23 protein-coding genes are annotated in these 23,244 nt (G+C 55.8%); 20 read left to right on the top strand and 3 right to left on the bottom strand.

Annotated elements, in window-relative coordinates; translation table 11 throughout:
• The first annotated feature begins 3 nt into the window (after window positions 1–3).
• The 19 genes from UR289_RS03965 to UR289_RS04055 all read left to right on the top strand — a co-directional run bounded on the left by UR289_RS03965 (window position 4) and on the right by UR289_RS04055 (window position 16,955).
• Window positions 4–957, top strand: a complete 954-nt coding sequence (locus UR289_RS03965; protein ID WP_023311150.1) for a beta-ketoacyl-ACP synthase III — start codon at window positions 4–6, stop codon at window positions 955–957.
• A 15-nt stretch (window positions 958–972) separates the two neighbouring features.
• On the top strand, window positions 973–1,902 hold the full coding sequence (gene fabD, locus UR289_RS03970; RefSeq protein ID WP_033145214.1) for an ACP S-malonyltransferase: 930 nt from the start codon (window positions 973–975) through the stop codon (window positions 1,900–1,902).
• A 12-nt stretch (window positions 1,903–1,914) separates the two neighbouring features.
• Window positions 1,915–2,649: a 3-oxoacyl-ACP reductase FabG gene (fabG, locus tag UR289_RS03975; RefSeq protein WP_008500795.1), complete on the top strand. Its 735-nt coding sequence runs from the start codon at window positions 1,915–1,917 to the stop codon at window positions 2,647–2,649.
• Window positions 2,650–2,926: 277 nt separating this feature from the next.
• Window positions 2,927–3,163 (top strand): acyl carrier protein, encoded by a 237-nt coding sequence (gene acpP / locus UR289_RS03980; protein ID WP_003857954.1) that lies wholly within the window; start codon window positions 2,927–2,929, stop codon window positions 3,161–3,163.
• Window positions 3,164–3,254: 91 nt separating this feature from the next.
• Window positions 3,255–4,496, top strand: a complete 1,242-nt coding sequence (gene fabF / locus UR289_RS03985; protein WP_320709182.1) for a beta-ketoacyl-ACP synthase II — start codon at window positions 3,255–3,257, stop codon at window positions 4,494–4,496.
• A 120-nt stretch (window positions 4,497–4,616) separates the two neighbouring features.
• A complete protein-coding gene (gene pabC, locus UR289_RS03990; protein ID WP_096151214.1) occupies window positions 4,617–5,426 on the top strand; it encodes an aminodeoxychorismate lyase in 810 nt (269 codons plus the stop codon).
• Window positions 5,427–5,428: 2 nt separating this feature from the next.
• A complete protein-coding gene (yceG, locus tag UR289_RS03995; protein WP_320709183.1) occupies window positions 5,429–6,451 on the top strand; it encodes a cell division protein YceG in 1,023 nt (340 codons plus the stop codon).
• Window positions 6,441–7,082 (top strand): dTMP kinase, encoded by a 642-nt coding sequence (tmk, locus tag UR289_RS04000; protein ID WP_023311155.1) that lies wholly within the window; start codon window positions 6,441–6,443, stop codon window positions 7,080–7,082. Before yceG ends, tmk begins: the two co-directional genes overlap by 11 nt.
• Entirely contained in the window at window positions 7,079–8,083 is a 1,005-nt protein-coding gene (holB, locus tag UR289_RS04005) for a DNA polymerase III subunit delta' (RefSeq protein WP_182383320.1), read from the top strand. The genes tmk and holB overlap by 4 nt, the downstream gene beginning before the upstream one ends.
• Window positions 8,084–8,093: 10 nt before the next feature.
• On the top strand, window positions 8,094–8,888 hold the full coding sequence (locus UR289_RS04010; RefSeq protein WP_167818212.1) for a metal-dependent hydrolase: 795 nt from the start codon (window positions 8,094–8,096) through the stop codon (window positions 8,886–8,888).
• A 297-nt stretch (window positions 8,889–9,185) separates the two neighbouring features.
• Entirely contained in the window at window positions 9,186–10,619 is a 1,434-nt protein-coding gene (ptsG, locus tag UR289_RS04015) for a PTS glucose transporter subunit IIBC (protein WP_023311158.1), read from the top strand.
• 247 nt (window positions 10,620–10,866) lie between these two features.
• The gene (gene hinT / locus UR289_RS04020; protein ID WP_006809243.1) at window positions 10,867–11,226 is read left to right on the top strand and encodes a purine nucleoside phosphoramidase; all 360 of its coding nucleotides are present in this window, start codon (window positions 10,867–10,869) and stop codon (window positions 11,224–11,226) included.
• Window position 11,227: 1 nt separating this feature from the next.
• Window positions 11,228–11,602 (top strand): YcfL family protein, encoded by a 375-nt coding sequence (locus UR289_RS04025; RefSeq protein WP_023311159.1) that lies wholly within the window; start codon window positions 11,228–11,230, stop codon window positions 11,600–11,602.
• A 10-nt stretch (window positions 11,603–11,612) separates the two neighbouring features.
• The gene (lpoB, locus tag UR289_RS04030) at window positions 11,613–12,260 is read left to right on the top strand and encodes a penicillin-binding protein activator LpoB (protein ID WP_023311160.1); all 648 of its coding nucleotides are present in this window, start codon (window positions 11,613–11,615) and stop codon (window positions 12,258–12,260) included.
• A complete protein-coding gene (gene thiK, locus UR289_RS04035) occupies window positions 12,241–13,065 on the top strand; it encodes a thiamine kinase (protein WP_033145219.1) in 825 nt (274 codons plus the stop codon). The genes lpoB and thiK overlap by 20 nt, the downstream gene beginning before the upstream one ends.
• 11 nt (window positions 13,066–13,076) lie before the next feature.
• Window positions 13,077–14,102 carry a beta-N-acetylhexosaminidase gene (gene nagZ, locus UR289_RS04040; protein WP_023311162.1) on the top strand — a complete coding sequence of 342 codons (1,026 nt, stop codon included), beginning with the start codon at window positions 13,077–13,079 and terminating at the stop codon, window positions 14,100–14,102.
• A gap of 34 nt (window positions 14,103–14,136) precedes the next feature.
• Entirely contained in the window at window positions 14,137–14,679 is a 543-nt protein-coding gene (gene ycfP / locus UR289_RS04045; protein WP_008500781.1) for an alpha/beta hydrolase YcfP, read from the top strand.
• A 238-nt stretch (window positions 14,680–14,917) separates the two neighbouring features.
• The gene (locus UR289_RS04050; RefSeq protein WP_024909038.1) at window positions 14,918–16,222 is read left to right on the top strand and encodes an NAD(P)/FAD-dependent oxidoreductase; all 1,305 of its coding nucleotides are present in this window, start codon (window positions 14,918–14,920) and stop codon (window positions 16,220–16,222) included.
• A gap of 193 nt (window positions 16,223–16,415) precedes the next feature.
• Window positions 16,416–16,955 carry a glycine zipper 2TM domain-containing protein gene (locus UR289_RS04055; protein WP_008500779.1) on the top strand — a complete coding sequence of 180 codons (540 nt, stop codon included), beginning with the start codon at window positions 16,416–16,418 and terminating at the stop codon, window positions 16,953–16,955.
• 59 nt (window positions 16,956–17,014) lie between these two features.
• On the opposite strand, the gene UR289_RS04060 is transcribed toward UR289_RS04055, so the two are convergent.
• The gene (locus tag UR289_RS04060) at window positions 17,015–17,650 is read right to left on the bottom strand and encodes a TetR/AcrR family transcriptional regulator (RefSeq protein ID WP_029739866.1); all 636 of its coding nucleotides are present in this window, start codon (window positions 17,648–17,650) and stop codon (window positions 17,015–17,017) included.
• A 244-nt stretch (window positions 17,651–17,894) separates the two neighbouring features.
• Between UR289_RS04060 and bhsA the strand changes: the two genes are divergently transcribed.
• Window positions 17,895–18,152, top strand: a complete 258-nt coding sequence (gene bhsA / locus UR289_RS04065; protein WP_023616599.1) for a multiple stress resistance protein BhsA — start codon at window positions 17,895–17,897, stop codon at window positions 18,150–18,152.
• Between the two features lie 74 nt (window positions 18,153–18,226).
• Here the strand turns inward: bhsA and ldtC are convergent, their stop codons facing one another.
• Window positions 18,227–19,192: a L,D-transpeptidase LdtC gene (gene ldtC, locus UR289_RS04070; protein ID WP_029739865.1), complete on the bottom strand. Its 966-nt coding sequence runs from the start codon at window positions 19,190–19,192 to the stop codon at window positions 18,227–18,229.
• Window positions 19,193–19,776: 584 nt separating this feature from the next.
• On the bottom strand, window positions 19,777–23,223 hold the full coding sequence (gene mfd, locus UR289_RS04075) for a transcription-repair coupling factor (protein WP_023311167.1): 3,447 nt from the start codon (window positions 23,221–23,223) through the stop codon (window positions 19,777–19,779).
• Window positions 23,224–23,244: the final 21 nt, after the last annotated feature.

Raw genomic sequence — 23,244 nt, forward strand, 5'->3', positions numbered from 1 at the left:
TACATGTATACGAAGATTTTAGGTACCGGCAGCTACCTGCCAAAACAAGTGCGTACCAACGCCGATCTGGAAAAAATGGTAGATACGTCTGACGAGTGGATTGTCACGCGCACAGGTATCCGTGAACGTCGTATTGCCGCGCCAGACGAAACCGTGTCGACCATGGGTTACGAAGCCGCACAGCGTGCTATCGAAATGGCGGGCATTGATAAAGAACAGATTGGTTTGATCGTGGTCGCCACGACGTCTGCCACGCATGCTTTCCCAAGCGCAGCGTGCCAGGTGCAAAACATGCTCGGCATTAAAGGCTGTCCGGCGTTTGACGTCGCTGCCGCGTGCGCAGGCTTCACCTATGCGCTGAGCGTCGCCGATCAGTACGTGAAATCCGGTGCCGTTAAATATGCGCTGGTGATCGGTGCTGACGTGCTGGCGCGTACCTGCGATCCAACCGATCGTGGAACGATCATTATTTTTGGTGATGGTGCGGGTGCAGTGCTGCTGGGGCAGTCCGAAGAGCCAGGTATCATCTCTACGCATCTGCATGCTGATGGCAGCTATGGCGAACTGTTGACCCTGCCTAACGCCGATCGCGTTAATCCGGACAACTCGATTTACCTGACTATGGCAGGGAACGAGGTGTTCAAGGTGGCGGTAACCGAGCTTGCACACATCGTTGATGAAACGCTGGAAGCGAATAACCTTGAGCGTACCGCACTCGACTGGCTGGTGCCGCATCAGGCGAACCTGCGTATCATCAGCGCGACCGCGAAAAAGCTGGGCATGTCGATGGATAACGTTGTGGTGACGCTGGATCGTCACGGCAACACCTCTGCGGCGTCGGTACCGTGCGCATTTGATGAAGCGGTACGCGATGGACGAATCAAACGGGGCCAGCTGGTCTTGCTTGAAGCCTTCGGTGGCGGGTTCACCTGGGGTTCCGCGCTGGTTCGTTTCTAGTATAAGGAATAAAAAATGACGCAATTTGCTTTTGTGTTCCCGGGCCAGGGCTCTCAAACCGTTGGGATGTTGTCTGAAATGGCAGCACGCTATCCGGTAATTGAAGAGACTTTCCGTGAAGCTTCTGATGCACTGGGTTATGATTTATGGGCGCTGACCCAGCAGGGGCCGGCCGAAGAACTGAACAAAACCTGGCAGACCCAGCCAGCGCTGCTGACCGCGTCCGTTGCGCTGTGGCGTGTCTGGCAGCAGCAGGGCGGTAAAGCGCCAGCGCTGCTCGCGGGTCACAGCCTGGGTGAATACTCTGCGCTGGTGTGTGCCGGCGTGATCGCGTTTGCTGACGCGGTACGTCTGGTTGAACTGCGCGGTAAATTCATGCAGGAAGCGGTGCCGGAAGGTACGGGCGGCATGTCTGCCATCATCGGTCTGGATGATGCTGCAATTGCAAAAGCGTGTGAAGAATCTGCTGAAGGCCAGGTTGTCTCTCCGGTAAACTTCAACTCGCCGGGCCAGGTGGTTATTGCCGGTCATAAAGAAGCGGTTGAACGTGCGGGTGCGGCCTGTAAAGCAGCGGGTGCTAAGCGTGCGCTGCCGCTGCCGGTCAGCGTGCCGTCTCACTGTGCGTTGATGAAGCCTGCTGCCGAGAAACTGGCGGTTGAGCTGGAAAAAATTACGTTTAACGCGCCGACGATTTCCGTTGTGAACAACGTCGATGTGAAATGCGAAACCACGCCGGAAGCGATCCGTGACGCGCTGGTTCGCCAGCTCTACAGCCCGGTACAGTGGACTAAAACCGTTGAGTTTATGGCCGCTCAGGGCGTTGAGCACCTGTATGAAGTCGGCCCAGGTAAAGTCCTCACCGGTCTGACAAAACGTATTGTTGACACCCTGACAGCCTCGGCAATTAACGAGCCGGAAGCGATGTCAGCGGCACTCTCGCAATAAAAGAGGAATACCATGAGTTTTGAAGGAAAAATCGCCCTGGTCACTGGCGCGAGCCGCGGTATCGGGCGTGCAATTGCTGAAACACTGGTTGCGCGCGGCGCGAAGGTGATTGGTACAGCAACCAGCGAGAATGGCGCTCAGGCCATCAGCGAGTATCTGGGTGCAAATGGTAAAGGTCTGGTACTGAATGTGACCGAACCTGCATCTATCGAATCTGTTCTGGAAAATATTCGCGCAGAGTTTGGTGAAGTGGATATTCTGGTAAACAATGCCGGGATCACTCGCGATAACCTGTTAATGCGAATGAAAGACGACGAGTGGAACGATATCATCGAAACCAACCTGTCATCTGTATTCCGTCTGTCAAAAGCGGTAATGCGCGCTATGATGAAAAAGCGTCATGGACGTATTATCACTGTCGGTTCTGTGGTTGGTACCATGGGAAATGCTGGTCAGGCTAACTACGCTGCGGCGAAAGCAGGTCTGATTGGTTTCAGTAAGTCGCTGGCGCGTGAAGTCGCGTCCCGCGGTATTACGGTAAACGTTGTTGCTCCGGGCTTTATTGAAACGGACATGACGCGTGCGCTGACTGATGAGCAGCGTGCGGGTACGCTGGCGGCAGTTCCGGCGGGTCGTCTTGGCGACCCTAAAGAAATCGCCAGTGCGGTTGCATTTTTAGCCTCTGACGAAGCGGGTTACATCACTGGTGAGACCCTCCACGTCAACGGCGGGATGTATATGGTTTAACCACGAGATACACTAAATCATTCTGGTTGGATCAAGGCGGCAAGACCGAGAAGCCTGGGAGCATAGATTACTATGTGACCGGGATTAGAGGGCGCAGCCAACGCAGAGACAGCCTGGATGATGACGTGTAGAAAAATATTTGCGTTATTAGGGCAAATGGCCTCAAAATAACGTAAAATCGTGGTACGAACTGCCGGGATTTAGTTGCAAATTTTTCAACATTTTATACACTACGAAAACCATCGCGAAAGCGAGTTTTGATAGGAAATTTAAGAGTATGAGCACTATCGAAGAACGCGTTAAGAAAATTATCGGCGAACAGCTGGGCGTTAAGCAGGAAGAAGTTGTGAACTCCGCTTCCTTCGTTGAAGACCTGGGCGCAGATTCTCTTGACACCGTTGAGCTGGTAATGGCTCTGGAAGAAGAGTTTGATACTGAGATTCCGGACGAAGAAGCTGAGAAGATCACCACCGTTCAGGCTGCCATTGATTACATCAACGGTCACCAGGCGTAAGTGAACATCTCCAGGCGGTCATTCGACCGCCTGAGTTTTATCTTTTTTAGTCCCACGAATCTCTTTTTTTATCCCTCCCTGGAGGACAAACGTGTCTAAGCGTCGTGTAGTTGTGACCGGACTTGGCATGTTGTCTCCTGTCGGCAATACCGTAGAGTCCACCTGGAAAGCTCTCCTTGCCGGTCAGAGCGGCATCAGCCTAATCGACCATTTCGATACTAGCGCCTATGCAACGAAATTTGCTGGCTTAGTAAAGGATTTTAACTGTGAAGAGATCATCTCGCGCAAAGAACAGCGCAAGATGGATGCCTTCATTCAATATGGAATTGTCGCTGGCGTTCAGGCCATGCAGGATTCTGGCCTTGTGATTACGGAAGAGAACGCAACCCGTATTGGCGCCGCTATCGGCTCCGGGATTGGCGGTCTTGGCCTGATCGAGGAAAACCATACATCTCTGATGAGTGGCGGCCCGCGTAAGATCAGCCCGTTCTTCGTTCCGTCCACGATTGTTAACATGGTGGCGGGTCACCTGACCATCATGTTCGGCCTGCGTGGGCCAAGCATTTCTATCGCGACTGCCTGTACGTCTGGCGTACATAACATCGGCCAGGCCGCGCGCATTATTGCGTACGGCGATGCAGATGCTATGGTTGCGGGCGGTGCTGAAAAAGCCAGTACCCCACTGGGTGTCGGCGGTTTTGGTGCGGCGCGTGCGCTGTCTACCCGCAATGATAACCCGCAGGCGGCGAGCCGTCCGTGGGATAAAGACCGTGACGGCTTCGTGCTGGGCGACGGGGCGGGCATGATCGTACTGGAAGAGTACGAACACGCGAAAAAACGCGGCGCGAAAATTTATGCTGAAATCGTTGGTTTCGGCATGAGCAGCGATGCTTACCACATGACGTCTCCTCCTGAGAACGGCGCGGGTGCTGCGCTGGCGATGGAAAACGCGATTCGTGATGCGGGTATTACCCCAGCACAAATTGGCTACGTGAACGCGCACGGTACTTCTACACCTGCAGGCGATAAAGCTGAAGCTCAGGCGGTTAAGTCTATCTTCGGCGAATCTGCCAGCCGCGTAATGGTGAGCTCCACCAAGTCCATGACCGGTCACCTGTTGGGTGCGGCGGGTGCAGTAGAGTCAATCTACTCCATCCTTGCGCTGCGCGATCAGGCTGTTCCGCCAACCATCAACCTGGATAACCCGGATGAAGGTTGCGATCTGGACTTCGTTCCTCACGAAGCGCGTCAGGTTAGCGGTATGGAGTACACCCTGTGTAACTCCTTCGGCTTCGGCGGCACCAACGGTTCCCTGATCTTCAAAAAGATCTGATCCTGACGTCCCGATAGCATTTAAAAAGGTCCGCTTGCCGGGCCTTTTTTATTAAGCCTAATCTTCTTGTCGGCTGCATGACATCCTGCCAGACTAAATGCCCACGCATAAGGAGCCACCATGTTTTTAATCAATGGCCTTGAGCAGGACACGCTGCCTGCCAGCGACAGGGCGATACAGTTCGGTGATGGTTGCTTTACGACGGCGCGCATTCTGGACGGCGATGTCTGTCTGCTGGAGGCGCACATTCGACGCCTGCAGCATGGCTGTGAAAAGCTCATGATCCCCTTTACGCACTGGGACACGTTGCGACAGGAAATGTGCCAGTTGGCAAGCGGGAAGGACAGCGGCGTACTCAAAGTCATCATCAGCCGCGGCAGTGGAGGCCGGGGTTACAGCGCCGCATCGTGTATCAACCCTACGCGTATTCTCTCCGTTTCTGCTTATCCCGCGCATTACACTCGCTGGCGAGAAGACGGCATCACGCTGACGCTGAGCCCAGTACGACTGGGACGAAACCCGATGCTGGCCGGGCTTAAGCATCTCAATCGCCTCGAGCAGGTGCTCATTCGTACTCATCTTGAACAGACGGACGCCGATGAGGCGCTGGTTCTTGACAGCGAAGGGTTCATTACGGAATGCTGTGCGGCTAATTTACTCTGGCGGCAGGGGGAAGAGGTGTTCACTCCGTCGCTGGAACACGCTGGCGTAAATGGGTTAATGCGTCAGTTTTGTCTGCAACAGCTGGCACGCTCTGGCTTTCGCGTTGTCGAAGTTAGCGCAGGGGAAGCAGCGCTACAGAACGCCGATGAAGTCATCATCTGCAATGCGCTTATGCCTGTTGTACCCGTCCGTGCGTATGGCCAACAACGCTGGTCTTCACGCGAGCTGTTTCAGTTTTTAGCCCCGATATGTGAGCAAACCAGATAGTCATGAAAAAAATGTTGCGCGTTGTCCTTATCCTCATCGTTGCGCTGGGCGTCGCCGGCGGAGCAGGCGTATGGAAAGTTCGCCAGCTGGCTAACAGCAAGATCCTGGTTAAAGAGGAAACGATCTTTACCCTGAAATCGGGAACCGGCCGTCAGGCGCTTGGGGAACAGCTCTATGGCGACAAGATTATTAATCGTCCACGCGTATTCCAGTGGCTATTGCGCGTGGAACCTGAGCTGTCACATTTCAAAGCCGGTACCTATCGCTTTACGCCGGGAATGACCGTCAGAGAGATGCTGCAGCTGCTGGAAAGCGGTAAAGAAGCCCAGTTCCCCCTGCGGTTTGTGGAAGGGATGCGCCTGAGTGATTACCTCAAACAGCTGCGTGACGCGCCGTATATCAAACATACGTTAAAAGACGATAGCTATCAGACGGTGGCAGAAGCGCTGAAGTTTGAACATCCGGAATGGGTGGAAGGCTGGTTCTGGCCAGACACCTGGATGTACACGGCAGGCACGACCGATGTGGCTATCCTGAAGCGGGCGCACAAAAAAATGGTTGCCGCCGTAGATGCCGCCTGGGAAGGGCGGATGGAAGGATTGCCTTACAGCGATCCGAACCAGTTCGTCACCATGGCCTCGATCATCGAGAAAGAGACGGCCGTCGCTGCTGAGCGCGATCGGGTAGCGTCAGTATTTATCAACCGTCTGCGCATCGGCATGCGTCTGCAAACCGACCCTACCGTAATCTACGGCATGGGCGAGAGCTACACGGGCAAGATCTCAAGAAAAGATCTGGAGACGCCAACGGCGTATAATACCTACGTGATTAGCGGTTTACCGCCGGGCCCGATTGCCACGCCGAGCGAGGCGTCGCTTAAAGCCGCCGCGCATCCGGCTAAAACACCGTATCTCTATTTTGTGGCAGATGGAAAAGGGGGACATACCTTTAACACCAACCTTGCCAGCCATAATCGCTCTGTTCAGGACTATCTGAAGGCACTTAAGGAAAAAAATGCGCAGTAAATACATTGTCATTGAGGGACTCGAAGGGGCGGGTAAAACCACTGCCCGCAACGTGGTAGTGGATACGCTCAAAGCGCTTGGCGTGGCGGACATGGTATTTACCCGCGAGCCGGGCGGCACGCAGCTGGCTGAAAAGCTGCGCAGCCTGGTACTGGATATCAAATCCGTCGGCGACGAAGTTATCACTGACAAAGCCGAAGTGCTGATGTTCTACGCGGCGCGCGTTCAGCTGGTTGAGACGGTGATCAAACCCGCGCTGGCCGAGGGCAAGTGGGTGATCGGCGACCGTCACGATCTGTCGACTCAGGCGTATCAGGGCGGAGGACGCGGCATCGACCAGACAATGCTTGCCACGCTGCGTAATGCCGTACTGGGTGATTTTCGCCCCGACCTGACGCTCTATCTGGATGTGACCCCGGAAGTGGGTCTCAAACGTGCCCGCGCGCGCGGCGAGCTGGACCGCATTGAACAAGAGTCGTTTGATTTCTTTAACCGCACCCGTGCGCGCTATCTTGAACTGGCCGCACAGGACAGCTCAATTTGTACCATCGATGCGACGCAGTCTCTGGACGACGTTACGCGCGACATTCAGCACACCATTACGCAGTGGGTGCAGGAGCAGCAGGCATGAAATGGTATCCATGGTTGCGCCCACACTTTGAACAGCTGATCGGCAGCTATCAGGCGGGTCGGGGGCATCATGCGTTACTGATTCAGGCGTTGCCAGGAATGGGTGATGATGCGTTGATTTATGCCATCACCCGTTTTCTGATGTGTCAGCAGCCGGAAGGGCACAAGAGCTGTGGTAAATGCCGTGGCTGTCAGCTGATGCAGGCGGGCACGCATCCTGACTACTACACCCTTGAGCCTGAGAAGGGTAAAAGCGCGCTCGGTATCGATGCCGTGCGTGAAGTCAGTGAAAAATTGTATGAACACGCGCGACTGGGCGGCGCTAAAGTGGTCTGGCTTAAAGACGCCACGCTGCTTACCGAGGCGGCGGCTAACGCCCTGCTTAAAACCCTGGAAGAGCCGCCGGTTAAAACGTGGTTTTTCCTCTCATGCCGTGACCCGGGACGATTACTGGCAACGTTGCGCAGCCGTTGTCGTCTTCATCACCTTGCAGTACCTCAGGAATCGTGGGCGCTGAGCTGGCTTGAACGAGAGGTGACAACGTCACCTGAAAGCGCGCTGTCCGCCTTACGCCTGAGCAGCGGCGCGCCCGCGGCGGCGCTGGCACTACTGCAGCCTGACGTATGGTCAGAGCGAGAAACGCTCTGCCGGGCCGTAGATGCGTCGCTGAACAGTCACGACTGGCTAAGTTTACTGCCTGCGCTTAACAGCGATCGGGCCGTTGATCGTCTGCACTGGCTGGCCTCCCTACTGCTGGATGCGCTCAAAATCCAGCAAGGTGCAACGCTTCTGACTAACCCGGACGCGTTGCCGCTGGTGAATACGCTGGCGAACCGCCTCTCAGGGACGGTTCTTCACGCGATGCTCCATGACATCTGCCAGAGCCGTGAACAGCTTTTAACCGTAACGGGTCTTAATCGCGAGCTTTTACTGACCGACCAGTTACTGCGTATCGAGCATTACCTGCAACCCGGCGTCACACCGCCTGTTTTCCATCTCTGAGAGAGACATTATGTTTTTAGTCGACTCACACTGCCATCTTGATGGCCTGGATTATCAATCCCTGCATAAAAACGTGGATGACGTGCTGGCAAAAGCCGCTGCCCGCGATGTGAAATTCTTTCTTGCGGTGGCGACGACGCTGCCGGGCTACCGCTCCATGCGTGAGCTGGTGGGCGTTCGCGATAACGTGGTGTTCTCCTGCGGCGTGCACCCGCTGAATCAGGACGAGGCCTACGATGTTGAGGATCTGCGCCGACTGGCAGCAGAAGAGGGCGTGGTAGCGATGGGCGAGACCGGGCTGGACTATTTTTACACGCCGGAAACCAAACCGCGCCAGCAGGAGTCCTTCCGCAACCATATTCGCATTGGTCGGGAACTGAATAAGCCGGTTATCGTCCACACCCGCGATGCGCGTGCGGATACTCTGGCTATCCTCCGGGAAGAAAACGTGACGGATTGCGGTGGCGTACTACACTGTTTCACAGAAGACAGAGAAACGGCGGGGAAGCTGCTTGATTTGGGGTTTTATATCTCGTTTTCGGGGATCGTGACGTTCCGTAACGCTGAGCAGCTGCGTGATGCTGCACGTTATGTTCCGCTCGATCGCATTCTGGTGGAGACGGATTCTCCGTACCTGGCACCGGTACCGCATCGCGGTAAAGAGAACCAGCCCGCTATGACGAGAGATGTGGCTGAGTACATGGCCGTACTGAAGGGCGTCAGCATCGATGAGCTGGCCCGCGTGACGACGGAAAACTTCTCCACGCTGTTCCATATCGACCCCGCCCGCCTGCAATCTGTCTGATACACCTGTTTTTTTTAGGCTCGTAATTAATAAGTAAAGCGAGTAAAGTTCACCGCCTCATTTGGGGCGGTGAGTGTGTATTTAGACACATCCGGACATGCTTTTTGTAAATAACTGAAAGTTTTTCGACCGCCTTAAGCTGAAACGTGATAGCCGTCAAACAAACTCAGAGGGAATTATTTTACTCTGTGTAATAAATAAAGGGCGCTTAGATGTCCTGTCCACGGCACGGTACTCCCCCCGGGCCAATGCGTGAAAGCGTAAAAAAAGCACAAATACTCAGGAGCACTCTCAATTATGTTTAAGAATGCATTTGCTAACCTGCAAAAGGTCGGTAAATCGCTGATGCTGCCAGTATCCGTACTGCCTATCGCAGGTATCCTGCTGGGTGTCGGTTCTGCTAACTTCAGCTGGCTGCCAGCCGTAGTGTCCCACGTGATGGCCGAAGCAGGCGGTTCTGTCTTTGCTAACATGCCACTGATCTTTGCGATCGGTGTGGCTCTGGGCTTCACCAATAACGACGGCGTTTCTGCGCTGGCTGCAGTGGTTGCCTACGGCATTATGGTGAAAACCATGGCTGTGGTTGCGCCGCTGGTTCTGCATTTACCGGCAGAAGAGATCGCCGCGAAACACCTGGCGGACACCGGTGTTCTGGGCGGTATCATCTCCGGTGCGATTGCAGCGTATATGTTTAACCGCTTCTATCGCATCAAGCTGCCTGAGTATCTGGGCTTCTTCGCGGGCAAGCGTTTCGTTCCGATCATCTCTGGTCTGGCAGCGATTTTCACTGGCGTGATCCTGTCCTTCATCTGGCCACCAATCGGCTCTGCTATCCAGACCTTCTCTCAGTGGGCTGCTTACCAGAACCCGGTTGTGGCGTTTGGTATCTACGGCTTCATCGAGCGTTGCCTGGTACCATTCGGTCTGCACCACATCTGGAACGTTCCATTCCAGATGCAGATTGGTGAATTCACCAACGCAGCAGGTCAGGTATTCCACGGCGATATCCCACGTTACATGGCGGGCGACCCAACTGCAGGTAAACTGTCTGGTGGCTTCCTGTTCAAAATGTACGGTCTGCCAGCAGCTGCGATTGCTATCTGGCACTCTGCTAAGCCAGAGAACCGTGCAAAAGTGGGCGGTATCATGATCTCCGCAGCGCTGACCTCGTTCCTGACCGGTATCACCGAGCCGATCGAGTTCTCCTTCATGTTCGTTGCGCCGATCCTGTACGTTATCCACGCGATTCTGGCGGGCCTGGCGTTCCCAATCTGTATCCTGCTGGGTATGCGTGACGGTACGTCCTTCTCTCACGGTCTGATCGACTTCATCGTTCTGTCCGGTAACAGCAGCAAACTGTGGCTGTTCCCAATCGTGGGTGCGTGCTATGCCGTTGTTTACTACACCATCTTCCGCGTGCTGATTAAAGCACTGGACCTGAAAACTCCGGGTCGTGAAGATGCGACAGAAGACAGCAAAGCTGGCGCTACCAGCGAAATGGCTCCGGCACTGGTCGCAGCGTTCGGCGGTAAAGAGAACATCACTAACCTGGACGCGTGCATCACTCGTCTGCGTGTGAGCGTTGCCGACGTAGCGAAAGTAGACCAGCCGGGTCTGAAAAAACTGGGCGCGGCGGGCGTAGTTGTTGCAGGTTCTGGTGTACAGGCAATCTTCGGTACCAAATCCGATAACCTGAAAACCGAAATGGATGAGTACATCCGCAGCAACTAAGTTGTGACCTGGGGAGACTAAGGCAGCCGAATGGCTGCCTTTTTTATTTGTGTCTTAAAAAACGCCACTGAGACGCGAGAGCGGTCACTCTTCAGTCAGCTGGTGAACATTCAGGAAAGAAATCGAGGGAGGAGGTTGAAAGGACAGGAGAAACTCGCTCATACTCTTGGATTGTGTCACACACCGATCCCGGGAGTGTGTTTACAGCGGACGCATTGCGCCAGATTAAACAAAAAAGGAAAAGGTCATGGCTGAAGAAACGATTTTCAGTAAAATTATCCGCCGCGAAATTCCGTCAGATATCGTCTATCAGGATGAACTGGTGACGGCTTTCCGGGACATTTCCCCTCAGGCTCCGACGCACATCCTTATCATTCCCAATATTCTGATTCCGACTGTAAACGACGTAAAAACCGAGCATGAAGTGGCGTTAGGTCGTATGCTGACGGTGGCTGCCAAAATCGCTGAACAGGAAGGGATTGCAGAAGACGGTTACCGTCTGATCATGAACTGCAACCGCCATGGTGGCCAGGAAGTTTATCATATTCACATGCATCTGCTGGGTGGACGTCCTCTGGGGCCGATGCTGGCACATAAAGGTCTTTGACATGCTGAAAGGGCGTATTGCAGCGCTGGTAATGGCGATGATGATTGTGGGGTGCAGCTCGCGTCCGGCGATCCCCGTGAATGATGAACAGACGCTGGTCATGGAATCCTCCGTGCTTGCCGCGGGCATCACGGCGCAACAGCCTGCGTTGACCATCAGTGAAATCAACTCATCAGCCTCCTCTACGCTCTTTAATGAAAGACATGAACCGGTGACGGTCCACTACCGTTTTTTCTGGTATGACGTAAGAGGTCTTGAAATGCATCCGCTGGAGGCGCCGCGCAGCGTCACCATTCCGGCCAGGTCGTCGGTAACGCTCTATGGCAGCGCCAACTATCTGGGTGCGCATAAGGTGAGACTTTATCTTTATCTCTGAGGGGTGAACCTTGATTAAAAATTTGAGCCGCTATGCGCTCGTGACAGCTTTCGCTCTGTTTCTTGCAGGGTGTGTGACCCGAACTGAACAGCCTGCGCCTGTGGAAGAGGCTAAACCGGGTACTGAACAGCCGACACCGCCAACGCAGCAGCAGCCAACCGTGCCGTCTGTACCGTCTATTCCGGCGCAGCCAGGTCCGATTGAACATCCGGACCAGACGTCACAGCCCACGCCGCGCGTGCGCCATTACGACTGGAACGGGGCGATGCAGCCGATGGTAGGCAAAATGCTGCAGGCGCAGGGCGTGACGGCGGGCAGCGTATTGCTGGTCGACAGCGTGAACAACCGTACCAACGGTTCGCTGAACGCGGGTGAAGCCACGGAAACCCTGCGTAATGCTCTGGCTAACAACGGCAAGTTTACGCTGGTCTCGGCTCAGCAGCTCGCCGTCGCCAAACAGCAGCTGGGCCTGTCGCCGCAGGATAGCCTCGGTACCCGCAGCAAGGCGATCGGCATTGCCCGTAACGTTGGCGCACAGTATGTGCTGTACTCTAACGCCACCGGTAACGTGAATACCCCAGCCCTGCAGATGCAGCTGATGCTGGTTCAGACAGGCGAAATTATCTGGTCAGGTAAAGGTGCGGTTACGCAACAATGACGGCACGCGTGAAGAGATTCTGACGCGCTATTTTCCTCAGTACCGCCTTATCGCGCCGCAGGCCCATTCCGGGCTTGGCGGCGCGAGTTGCATTATAGAACAGGGCGAACGACGTCTGGTCTTGCGGCAAAATCACGACCCCGACGCGCCTGCCTCCCATTTCCGTCGTCAGTTTCGTGCCCTGAGACGTCTTCCGGCGGATCTCGTACCTGCCCCTCGTTTTTTCAGACAGGGCTGGATGGCCGTCGACTATCTGGAAGGTGAAGTTAAAAGCGCGCTGCCGGACACGCCGGAGCTTGCGGCGGTGCTGTATCATCTGCACCGGCAGCCACGTCTGGGATGGCGAATTACGTTATTCCCACTGCTGGAACATTACTGGCAGCAAGCCCTGCCTGACAGGCGTACTCCAGTGTGGCTGGCACTTCTCAGGCGGTTGCGTAAAACGGGCGAGCCGCAGCCGATTCGGCTCACGCCGCTGCATATGGATGTTCATGCCGGGAATATTGTTCATACGCCAGCGGGGATCAGGCTTATCGACTGGGAGTATGCCGGAGATGGCGATGTGGCGCTGGAGCTGGCGGCCGTCTGGACGGAGAGTGAAGCCGCGCGGCAGATGCTCATCAGGGAATACGCCCGGGTAGCGCATATTGACCCCGACGCGCTGAGGCGTCAGGTCAGGCGCTGGCGACCCTGGGTCATCATGTTAATGGCTGGCTGGTTTGAAATGCGCTATCGGCAGTCCAGAGACAAACAATTTATTGCGCTGGCGGACGATGCCTGGCGTCAGTTACAAACGAAAGGATAAGAGAGGTGGATGTGGGTCCAGTCATGTTGGATGTAGAAGGGTTTGAGCTGGATGCGGAGGAGCGTGAAATTCTGGCGCATCCGCTGGTGGGTGGCCTGATCCTGTTTACCCGCAACTATCACGATCCGGCGCAGCTGCGTGAGCTGGTGCGTCAGATCCGCGCCGCGTCGCGCAATCATCTGGTGGTGGCCGTCGATCAGGAAGGCGGGCGCGTGCAGCGTTTCCGCGACGGTTTTACCCGCCTGCCCGCAGCCCAGTCTTTTGCCGCGCTGCTCGGCACGGAAGAGGGTGGAAAACTGGCGCAGGAGGCCGGCTGGCTGATGGCCAGCGAAATGATTGCCATGGATATCGACATCAGCTTTGCCCCGGTGCTGGATGTAGGGCATATCAGCGCTGCCATTGGCGAGCGCTCATACCATGAAGACCCGCGTATTGCGCTGGCAATGGCGACCCGGTTCATCGACGGCATGCACGACGCAGGCATGAAAACCACCGGGAAACACTTCCCGGGTCATGGGGCGGTGACGGCGGATTCTCACAAAGAGACCCCGCGCGATCCGCGCCCGGAAGCGGAAATTCGCGCCAAAGATATGTCAGTTTTCCAGTCGCTTATCACCGATAACAAGCTGGATGCCATTATGCCCGCGCATGTGATTTATAGCGACGTCGACCCGCGTCCTGCCAGCGGCTCTCCGCACTGGCTGAAAACCGTTCTGCGCCAGGAGCTGGGCTTCAACGGCGTGATTTTCTCTGACGATTTGTCGATGGAAGGGGCCGCGATCATGGGCAGCTACGCTGAACGCGGTCAGGCATCGCTGGATGCGGGTTGCGATATGATCCTGGTCTGCAATAATCGTAAAGGTGCCGTTAGCGTGCTGGATAACCTGTCGCCGATCAATGCAGAGCGTGTTACACAATTGTATCATAAAGGTTCATTTAGCCGTCAGGAGCTGATGGATTCGGCGCGCTGGAAGACGGTCAACGCCCGGCTTGAAGACCTGAATGAGCGCTGGCAGGCACATAAAGCCAGCCTGTAAACCCTCCCGGAAGGCGTAGCGTGGTGAGAAGACGATGATCATCTATTTACACGGTTTTGACTCAAACAGTCCTGGTAATCATGAGAAGGTGCTGCAGCTGCAGTTTATCGATCCGGATGTACGGTTGATCAGCTACAGCACGCGCCATCCGAAGCATGATATGCAGCATCTGCTCAAAGAGGTGGACAAGATGTTGCAGCTCAACGTCGACGACCGCCCGTTGATTTGCGGCGTAGGGCTGGGCGGCTACTGGGCGGAGCGGATTGGCTTCCTGTGCGACATTCGCCAGGTGGTGTTCAATCCTAACCTGTTCCCGAACGAGAACATGGAAGGCAAAATTGACCGTCCGGAAGAGTATGTCGATATTGCGACCAAGTGCGTGAGCAACTTCCGTGAGAAAAACCGCGACCGCTGCCTGGTGATCCTTTCCCGTAATGATGAAGCGCTCAACAGCCATCGGGCAGCAGAGCTCCTGCATCATTACTATGAGATCGTCTGGGACGAAGAACAGACCCACAAGTTCAAAAACATCTCCCCGCATCTGCAGCGTATCAAAGCGTTTAAAACGCTGGGTTAATCAATTTCCCGCATGCATCAAAGCCCGGCCGCGAAAGCGTGCCGGGCTTTCTTTTTGACCAGAATTGTCTACTTTTAAGCCATCAAAACTTGATGCATATCAATTTTGGTATGACCAATGCGCCTGACGTGGTATTCTCAATGCACCTGAATGGTTTCAGTGCTGTAACCTGTTGTTAATTAAGGGTTATTTTTATAACTTTTAATTAACAATTGGTTAATAATTTGAGGGGGTCACGTTGACTACGCCATTGAAAAAGATAGTGATTGTAGGCGGTGGTGCTGGCGGGCTGGAGCTGGCTACACAGCTGGGCAAGAAGCTGGGTCGCGGTAAAAAAGCCAAAATTACGCTGGTGGATCGTAACCACAGCCACCTGTGGAAACCGCTGCTGCACGAAGTGGCGACCGGTTCTCTGGATGAGGGCGTGGACGCGCTCAGCTATCTGGCGCACGCGCGCAACCATCATTTCCAGTTCCAGCTGGGCTCGGTGGTGGACATCAACCGTGAAAGCAAAACCATCACCCTGGCAGAGCTGCGCGATGAAAAAGGGGAGCTGCTGGTTCCCGAGCGTAAACTGCCGTACGACACGCTGGTCATGGCGCTGGGCAGTACCTCCAACGACTTCAACACGCCGGGCGTGAAAGAGCACTGTATCTTCCTCGATAACCCGCACCAGGCGCGTCGTTTCCATCAGGAAATGCTGAACCTGTTCCTGAAGTACACCAGCAATATGGGTGCGAACGGTAAGGTGAATATCGCTATTGTCGGCGGCGGCGCGACGGGCGTTGAGCTGTCAGCGGAGCTGCACAATGCGGTGAAACAGCTGCACAGCTACGGTTACAAAGGGTTAACTAACGAAGCGCTGAACGTGACGCTGGTTGAAGCCGGTGAACGTATCCTGCCTGCGCTGCCTCCGCGAATTTCCGGTGCGGCGCACAATGAGCTCACCAAGCTGGGCGTGCGGGTGCTGACGCAAACCATGGTGACCAGCGCCGACGAAGGCGGCCTGCACACCAAAGACGGCGAGTATATCAAAGCGGATCTGATGGTCTGGGCGGCTGGTATCAAAGCGCCTGACTTTATGAAAGAGATCGGCGGTCTGGAAACCAACCGCATTAACCAGCTGGTTACGGAGCCAACGCTGCAAACCACGCGCGATCCTGAAATCTTTGCCATCGGTGACTGTGCCTCCTGCGCGCGTCCTGAAGGTGGATTCGTGCCGCCGCGCGCGCAGGCCGCTCACCAGATGGCAAGCCTGGTGCTGCACAACATTCTGGCGCAGTACAAAGGCAAGCCAATGAAAGCCTATGTCTACAAAGACCACGGTTCACTGGTGTCGCTGTCAAACTTCTCTACCGTCGGCAGCCTGATGGGTAACCTGATGCGCGGCTCAATGATGGTAGAAGGGCGCATTGCCCGCTTCGTGTATATCTCCCTGTACCGCATGCACCAGATTGCGCTGCACGGCTACTTCAAAACCGGGCTGATGATGCTGGTGGGCAGAATCAACCGCGTGATCCGTCCGCGTCTGAAGCTGCACTAATCTTTCACTCCCTCCGGGCCCTCCGGAGGGAGTTTTTAGCATTTCATGCTGTAGATCACAGTTTGACTGCTTAAGAGTTCTCCTAAATACAATATATCTCCTCTCAACGCCCCTTTTTTGATCCTTTATCTTATTGGCGAAGCCGTGCCTCCATTGCAAAATTGTTACCAATAGCAACAAAGGAGGAAGTCCCGTGAATAAATCAATGTTGGCGGGTATAGGGATTGGCGTCGCGGCTGCGTTAGGTGTGGCTGCCGTTGCCAGTCTCAACGTATTAGATCGCGGCCCGCAGTATGCACAGGTGGTTTCTGCTACACCGATTAAAGAAACCGTAAAAACGCCTCGTCAGGAGTGCCGTAACGTCTCCGTGACGCACCGTCGTCCGGTGCAGGATGAAAACCGCATTGCCGGTTCTGTTCTGGGTGCAGTAGCGGGTGGCGTTATTGGTCACCAGTTTGGCGGCGGCCGGGGTAAAGACGTGGCGACTGTGGTCGGCGCGCTGGGTGGCGGCTATGCCGGTAACCAGGTGCAGGGCGCGATGCAGGATAATGATACCTACACCACGACTCAGCAACGCTGCAAAACCGTCTATGACAAGTCGGAAAAAATGCTGGGCTATGACGTGACGTACAAAATTGGCGATCAGCAGGGCAAAATCCGCATGGATAAAGACCCGGGCACGCAAATTCCACTGGATGGAAACGGCCAGCTGGTTCTGAATAACAAAGTGTAAAAAAGATGTTCTCTGAATTTAGCTCCTCATGCGCTCAGGCTGAGGAGCTTTTTTTTGCTTCAGATTTTCAGTAGCTCAGGCCACAGCCGCAGCGTGGTTTCGCTAATATGCTGCAGTTTTTCCAGCGTGGCCCCTTCACGGGCGCTGATCGACATTCCCTGCAAAATACAGCTCAGGTATTGCGCCAGCAGCTGAGGGTTGCATTGCGCGGGGATTTCACCGCGCTGCTGGCGCTGAGCCAGAAATGCGCTGAGGGTTTCCTCCTGCATGGCATGCCGTGATTTCACCGTATTGGCAATCTCTTTAGAGGACGCCGCCAGGGTGGCAGAGGTGTTAATCATAAAGCAGCCCGCAGGCGTCTCTTTACTGGTAAAGCAGGTCGCGACGGCGGTGAAATAGTCCCGGAGCGCCTGTTCAACGCTTTTCTCTTCGCAGAACAGCTGGGCTTCGTGTTTCGCCGCAAAGCGCGAAATGTATCTGTCCAGCACCGCCCTGAACAGCCCCTCTTTATTGGTAAATTCGGCATACAGCGTCGGCGCTTTGGCTCCGGTGGCTTCTACCAGATCGGAAAGCGAGGTTGCTTCATACCCATGTTGCCAGAAGAGAGTCATGGCCTTATCAAGCGCTGCATCCCTGTCAAACACTTTTGGTCGGCCACGGCTTTTCTTCGCACAACTCGTGACATCGGTTGTCATTTGCCGTTGGTCCTCTGTTGGTTTGGTGAATGACCATTATAAAAATAAACGCAACCCACCACCAGTGCAGAATGCTTAAAAATAAATTAATCATATATGTATGAAAAATAACAATTTTAAAATTAAGTTAACGCTCGTTATAAAATTATGTTGACGCGTGACATGGATCACATTTATGATTTACCTATCGATCGTTAACTAAATGATTAACGACCTCCAAATTCATCTGCTAAAGGTAAACATCATGAAAAACGTAAAAACTCTCATCGCTGCCGCTGTCCTGAGTTCACTCTCTTTCGCAAGCTTTGCTGCTGTACAGGTGCAATCCACCCCTGCCGACCAGCATAAAGTCGGGACAATCTCTGCGTCTGCCGGTACTAACCTGGGTTCCCTGGAAGATCAGCTGGCGCAAAAAGCGCAAGAGATGGGTGCAAAATCTTACCGCATCACCTCAGTGACCGGTCCTAACACTCTGCACGGCACTGCGGTCATCTACAAATAAGCCGGGCATAAACCCTCATTTATGCCGCTGCAATAAAAAACGCCCTGCTGAGCAGGGCGTTTTTTATTTCCGATTTACATCGACTGCGGGACGACATCGTGATGCCGGGTGACATCGGTCGGCATGCCTGACCGGGCTTCCATCGCACGCTCCATCACCACGCTGTTGGTATTCGCATTCGTTTTGAAGCTTACCATCGCGGCATTCAGGTTGATGGGCAGCGTCTGCGGATCGTCGCCGATATTTTTCGATAACGGCTGATGGATCTCAACCAGCCGCACGCCGCCGGGCTCCTCTGAAACTTTAATCGGCGTATTGATAATATTCACTTTGGTTCCCGGCGTAACGACGTTAAACAGCGTTTTGATATCGTCATCGCGCAGACGAATACAGCCGGAGCTGACGCGCATGCCGATGCCAAAGTCCGCATTCGTTCCGTGCAGCAGGTAGACGCCGCCGTATGCCGCGAGGCGTATCGCGTGGTGCCCCATCGGGTTATCCGGACCTGCCGGCACCACGGCAGGAAGATCGATCCCCTGGGCCTTATAGCGGGCACGAATGTTCGCCGTTGGGGTCCAGGTTGGATTCGCGCGTTTATCCGAGACGGTGGTGACCATCGTCGGCGTCAGCGTGTCGCCGCCCAGCTGACCAATACCGATAGGGTAGACGGTGACTTCATTTTTACCCGGCGGGTAATAGTACAGACGCAGCTCGGCCAGGTTTATCACCATCCCCTCGCGCGGGGCATCCGGCAGGATAGTCTGTAACGGGATGGTCAGTACGCTGCCCGCGCGCGGGACATACGGGTCGACGCCGGGGTTCGCCTGCAGCAGGGCCAGAAAACCGACGTTATATTTTTTGGCAATCGCTTCCAGTGAACCACCATTATTTTCAACCACATGAAAGCGGTTTTCACCCACCACCTTGCTGCCGGGAGGGGGAAGGGGCCAGGTGTTTGCCCGGGCGGGAAGCGCAACCGCGACGGTGGCTGCCAGCGCAAACAGAGTCATCCAGCGAGTAAAACGCGAAGAGGTCATCATCACCATAATCCATGTAAATGATAAGGTTATTGTTTTGTAAGGCATTAAACATAATTATGGCGAATGGGTGTGTCGGGAAGATCGGGTGAAGTGCAAAGAGTTTGTAAATTGTCCCCCCGTAGCGCCGGGCTAACAGGGGGAAGGGATCCCCATAAAATAATGCCTGAACGGACGACCCCCTCTCCCTTGAGGGAGAGGGTTGGGGTGAGGGGGAACATACGGCTCTGGTGGTCATTCCGTTCACTTCATGTTCCTTGCTACTCTTTAACGACATAACCGGTGAACGTGCCAGGGGGGCTCAATCGCCACCACCCTGGTGACCCGGGCTCCCGGCAGTAAATCGCCGCTTCGCGATGCCCTCGGCTTATTCCTTCCGGCTTATCGGGGACGGGCGGAGGCAACGTCCATGTAAAGCCCGCCCTCTCGGCGCATCCCTGCGCCTCGCCCCGGCCTGCAAGGAAACGCCTCAGCGATTTACAGCCGGACCAGGGTGTCGCTGTAAGCTGTTCATTCCCGGAAGCAACTTTCATCGCTTCCGGTTAATAAACTACATGAAACTCCTCAGCTAACAGGGGGAAGGAAGGTTAAGCGATCGCGTTCTCTTCCAGCTGACGCATAAAGTTACGCACCCAGTCCATACGGGTTTTGCGCTCCGTCAGCTCCTGGGTAAATTTCAGACGGGTTGGACCATCCAGACGGAAATGCTGCGGCTGTTTTTGCAGCAGGCCGATTAGCCACATCGGGTTGACGTGATTCTTCTCGGCGAATTCAATCACGCCGCCTTTTTCATTGCCTTCAAGCTTGCGGATCCCCAGCTTTTGCGCCTGCTGGCGCAGCCTCGCGATATCCAGCAAATTTCTCGCCGGATCGGGCAGCAGACCAAAGCGGTCAATCAGCTCCACCTTGATCTCTTCCAGCTCGTTCTCCTTCTTCGCGCTGGCGATGCGCTTGTAGAACGACAGTCGGGTATTCACGTCCGGAATGAAATCGTCCGGCAGCAGGGAAGGCATACGCAGCTCGACCTCGGTCTGCTGGCTGGTGAGATCTTCCAGCGACGGCTCGCGTCCGGCCTTCAGGGCATCAACCGCGTTCTCCAGCAGCTCCATATAGAGCGAGAAGCCGATGGTCTCCATGGAGCCGCTCTGGTCTTCACCCAGCAGCTCGCCGGCACCGCGGATCTCGAGATCGTGCGTCGCCAGCGCAAAGCCTGCGCCGAGGTCTTCCAGTGAGGCGATGGCTTCCAGACGCTTTTGCGCGTCGGTGGTCATCGCTTTCGGATGCGGCGTCAGTAGCCAGGCGTAGGCCTGATGGTGCGAACGTCCGACGCGGCCGCGCAGCTGGTGAAGCTGCGCCAGGCCAAAGTGATCCGCACGCTCAATGATGATGGTGTTTGCCGTCGGAATGTCGATCCCGGTCTCAATGATGGTGGTGCACACCAGCACGTTAAAGCGCTGGTGGTGGAAGTCGTTCATTACCCGCTCCAGCTCGCGCTCGCGCATCTGCCCGTGACCGATAGCTATGCGCGCTTCCGGCACCAGCTCCGCCAGCCTGTCCGCCGCTTTCTGGATGTTTTCCACGTCATTGTAGAGGTAGTAGACCTGACCTCCGCGCAGCACTTCACGCAGAATGGCCTCACGCACCACCAGATTATCGTACTCGCGGACAAAGGTTTTCACCGCCAGACGGCGCGCCGGCGGCGTGGCGATAATAGACAGATCGCGCATGCCGCTCATCGCCATGTTCAGGGTTCGCGGGATCGGCGTTGCGGTCAGAGTCAGGATATCGACGTCGGCGCGCATCGCTTTGATGCGCTCTTTATGACGCACCCCGAAGCGGTGCTCTTCGTCGACGATCAGCAGCCCCAGATCTTTCCACTTCACATCGCTTTGCAGCAGCTTGTGGGTGCCGATCAGAATATCGATTTTGCCTTCGCTGGCCTGTTCGAGGATCTGCGTCTGCTCTTTAGTGCTGCGAAAACGCGAGAGCATCTCGATACGTACCGGCCAGTTGGCGAAACGGTCGCGGAAGTTGTCAAAGTGCTGCTGAGCGAGCAGGGTGGTCGGCACCAGCACCGCCACCTGCTTGTTGTTTTCCACCGCAAGGAAGGCGGCGCGCATCGCCACTTCGGTTTTGCCGAAGCCGACGTCGCCGCAGACTAAGCGGTCCATGGCCAGCGGCTGGCACATGTCGCTCAGCACGGCGTTGATGGCCTGGGCCTGATCCGGCGTGGTTTCAAACGGGAAGCTGTCGCAGAACAGCTGGTACTGTTCTTTATCGTGCTTAAAGGCGAAGCCCTGTTTGGCCGCGCGCTGGGCGTAGATATCCAGCAGCTCGGCCGCCACGTCGCGCACTTTTTCCGCCGCCTTCTGGCGCGCGCGCGCCCAGGCATCGCCGCCCAGCTTGTGCAGCGGCGCATTTTCTTCGGCGCCGCCCGCGTAGCGGCTGATCAGATGCAGGGAGGAGACCGGGACATACAGTTTGGCGTCGTTAGCGTAGGTCAGCATCAGGTATTCACCTTTGATGCCGCCCGCTTCCAGCGTGGTCATCCCCTGATAGCGCCCAACGCCATGCTCCAGGTGAACAATCGGCTGGCCAGGATGCAGCTCGGCCAGGTTACGGATCAGCGTGTCCGGGTTGATGGTCCGACGGCTGTCCTGACGGCGGCGCGCGACGCGCTCGCCCAGCAGGTCGCTTTCGCAAATCAGCGCCAGGTTGTTGAGCGTGTCGATGAACCCGTGCTCGGCGGCACCAATCATCAGATAACGACCGTTTCCGGTCGCTTCGCTCAGACGCAGGATGCGCTTCGGCGCCACCTTAATGCGTCCCAGCAGCTCACCTAACGCTTCGCGGCGGCCTTCACTCTCAACGGAGAACACCACCGGGCCGGTGAAGGACTCCAGGAACTTGCGCAGATTATCCAGCGGGGATTTCTGCTGCGCCTGAACGGCCAGGTCCGGCAGCGTCCGGAAGGCGAGGTTGGTGTTAGCGGCCTTGTCGGCAAGCGAATCGGTTTTCAGCTGCATGCGCGGCCAGCGCTTCAGCTCGGCGTTGAGCTCGTCGGTGCGCAGCCACAGCGCTTCCGGTGGCAGCAGCGGACGCATTGGGTCAACGCCACGGTTTTCAAAGCGGGCGCGGGTTTCGCTTTCAAAGCGGCTGGCGCTGGCGTCGATATCCCCGGTGTTGACAATCAGCGTATTCGCCGGGAAGTAGCTGAACAGGGCAGGCAGCGGCTCGTTGAAGAACAGCGGCTGCCAATATTCGATCCCGGCAGGAAGCGTGCCTTTACTGACCTGCTGATAAATATGTTCCGCGTCGCGCTTCACCTCGAACTTATCGCGCCACTGGCTGCGGAACAGCTCGATAGCGGTTTTGTCCGTGGGGAACTCATGCGCGGGCAGTAAATTGATCGACTCGACTTCCTCCAGCGTGCGCTGCGTGTCGGCGTCGAATACGCGCAGGCTGTCGATTTCATCATCAAAGAAATCCAGACGATACGGCTGGTCGCTGCCCATCGGGTAAAGGTCGAGCAGCGCGCCGCGGGTCGCGTATTCCCCGTGCTCCATCACCTGGTCGACGTGGCGATAGCCGGCACCGTCAAGCTGCGCGCGGAGGGCATCTCGGGACAGGCGCTGGCCTTTTTTCATCACCAGCGCGTGGCCGTGCAGATAGCTGTGCGGACAGACGCGCTGCATCAGGGTGTTCACCGGCACAATCAGCACGCCGCGCTGCATGGTCGGGAGCTGATAGAGCGTCGACAGGCGCGAGGAGATAATCTCCTGATGCGGAGAGAAGCTGTCATACGGCAGCGTCTCCCAGTCGGCCAGGCTGAACACCAGGCTATCGGTGAACTGGCGAATTTCGTCGTGCAGGCGCAGGGCGTTTTGCATATCCGGGGCAACCAGAATCACCGGGCCTGGATGACGCTCGGCGATCTCCGCCACCAGCGTGGCGCACGCCGCGCCCGTGAGTTCACCCAGCTGGCGCTGGTCGCCCGCTTTGACAGGCAAGGAATAACGATAGTGTTCAGGCATAGCTATGTCAGAGTCTCTTAT

Origin of the sequence: Enterobacter sp. 302C9 (assembly GCF_034106085.1) — a bacterium.
GTDB classification, from domain to species: Bacteria; Pseudomonadota; Gammaproteobacteria; order Enterobacterales; family Enterobacteriaceae; genus Enterobacter; species Enterobacter asburiae_B.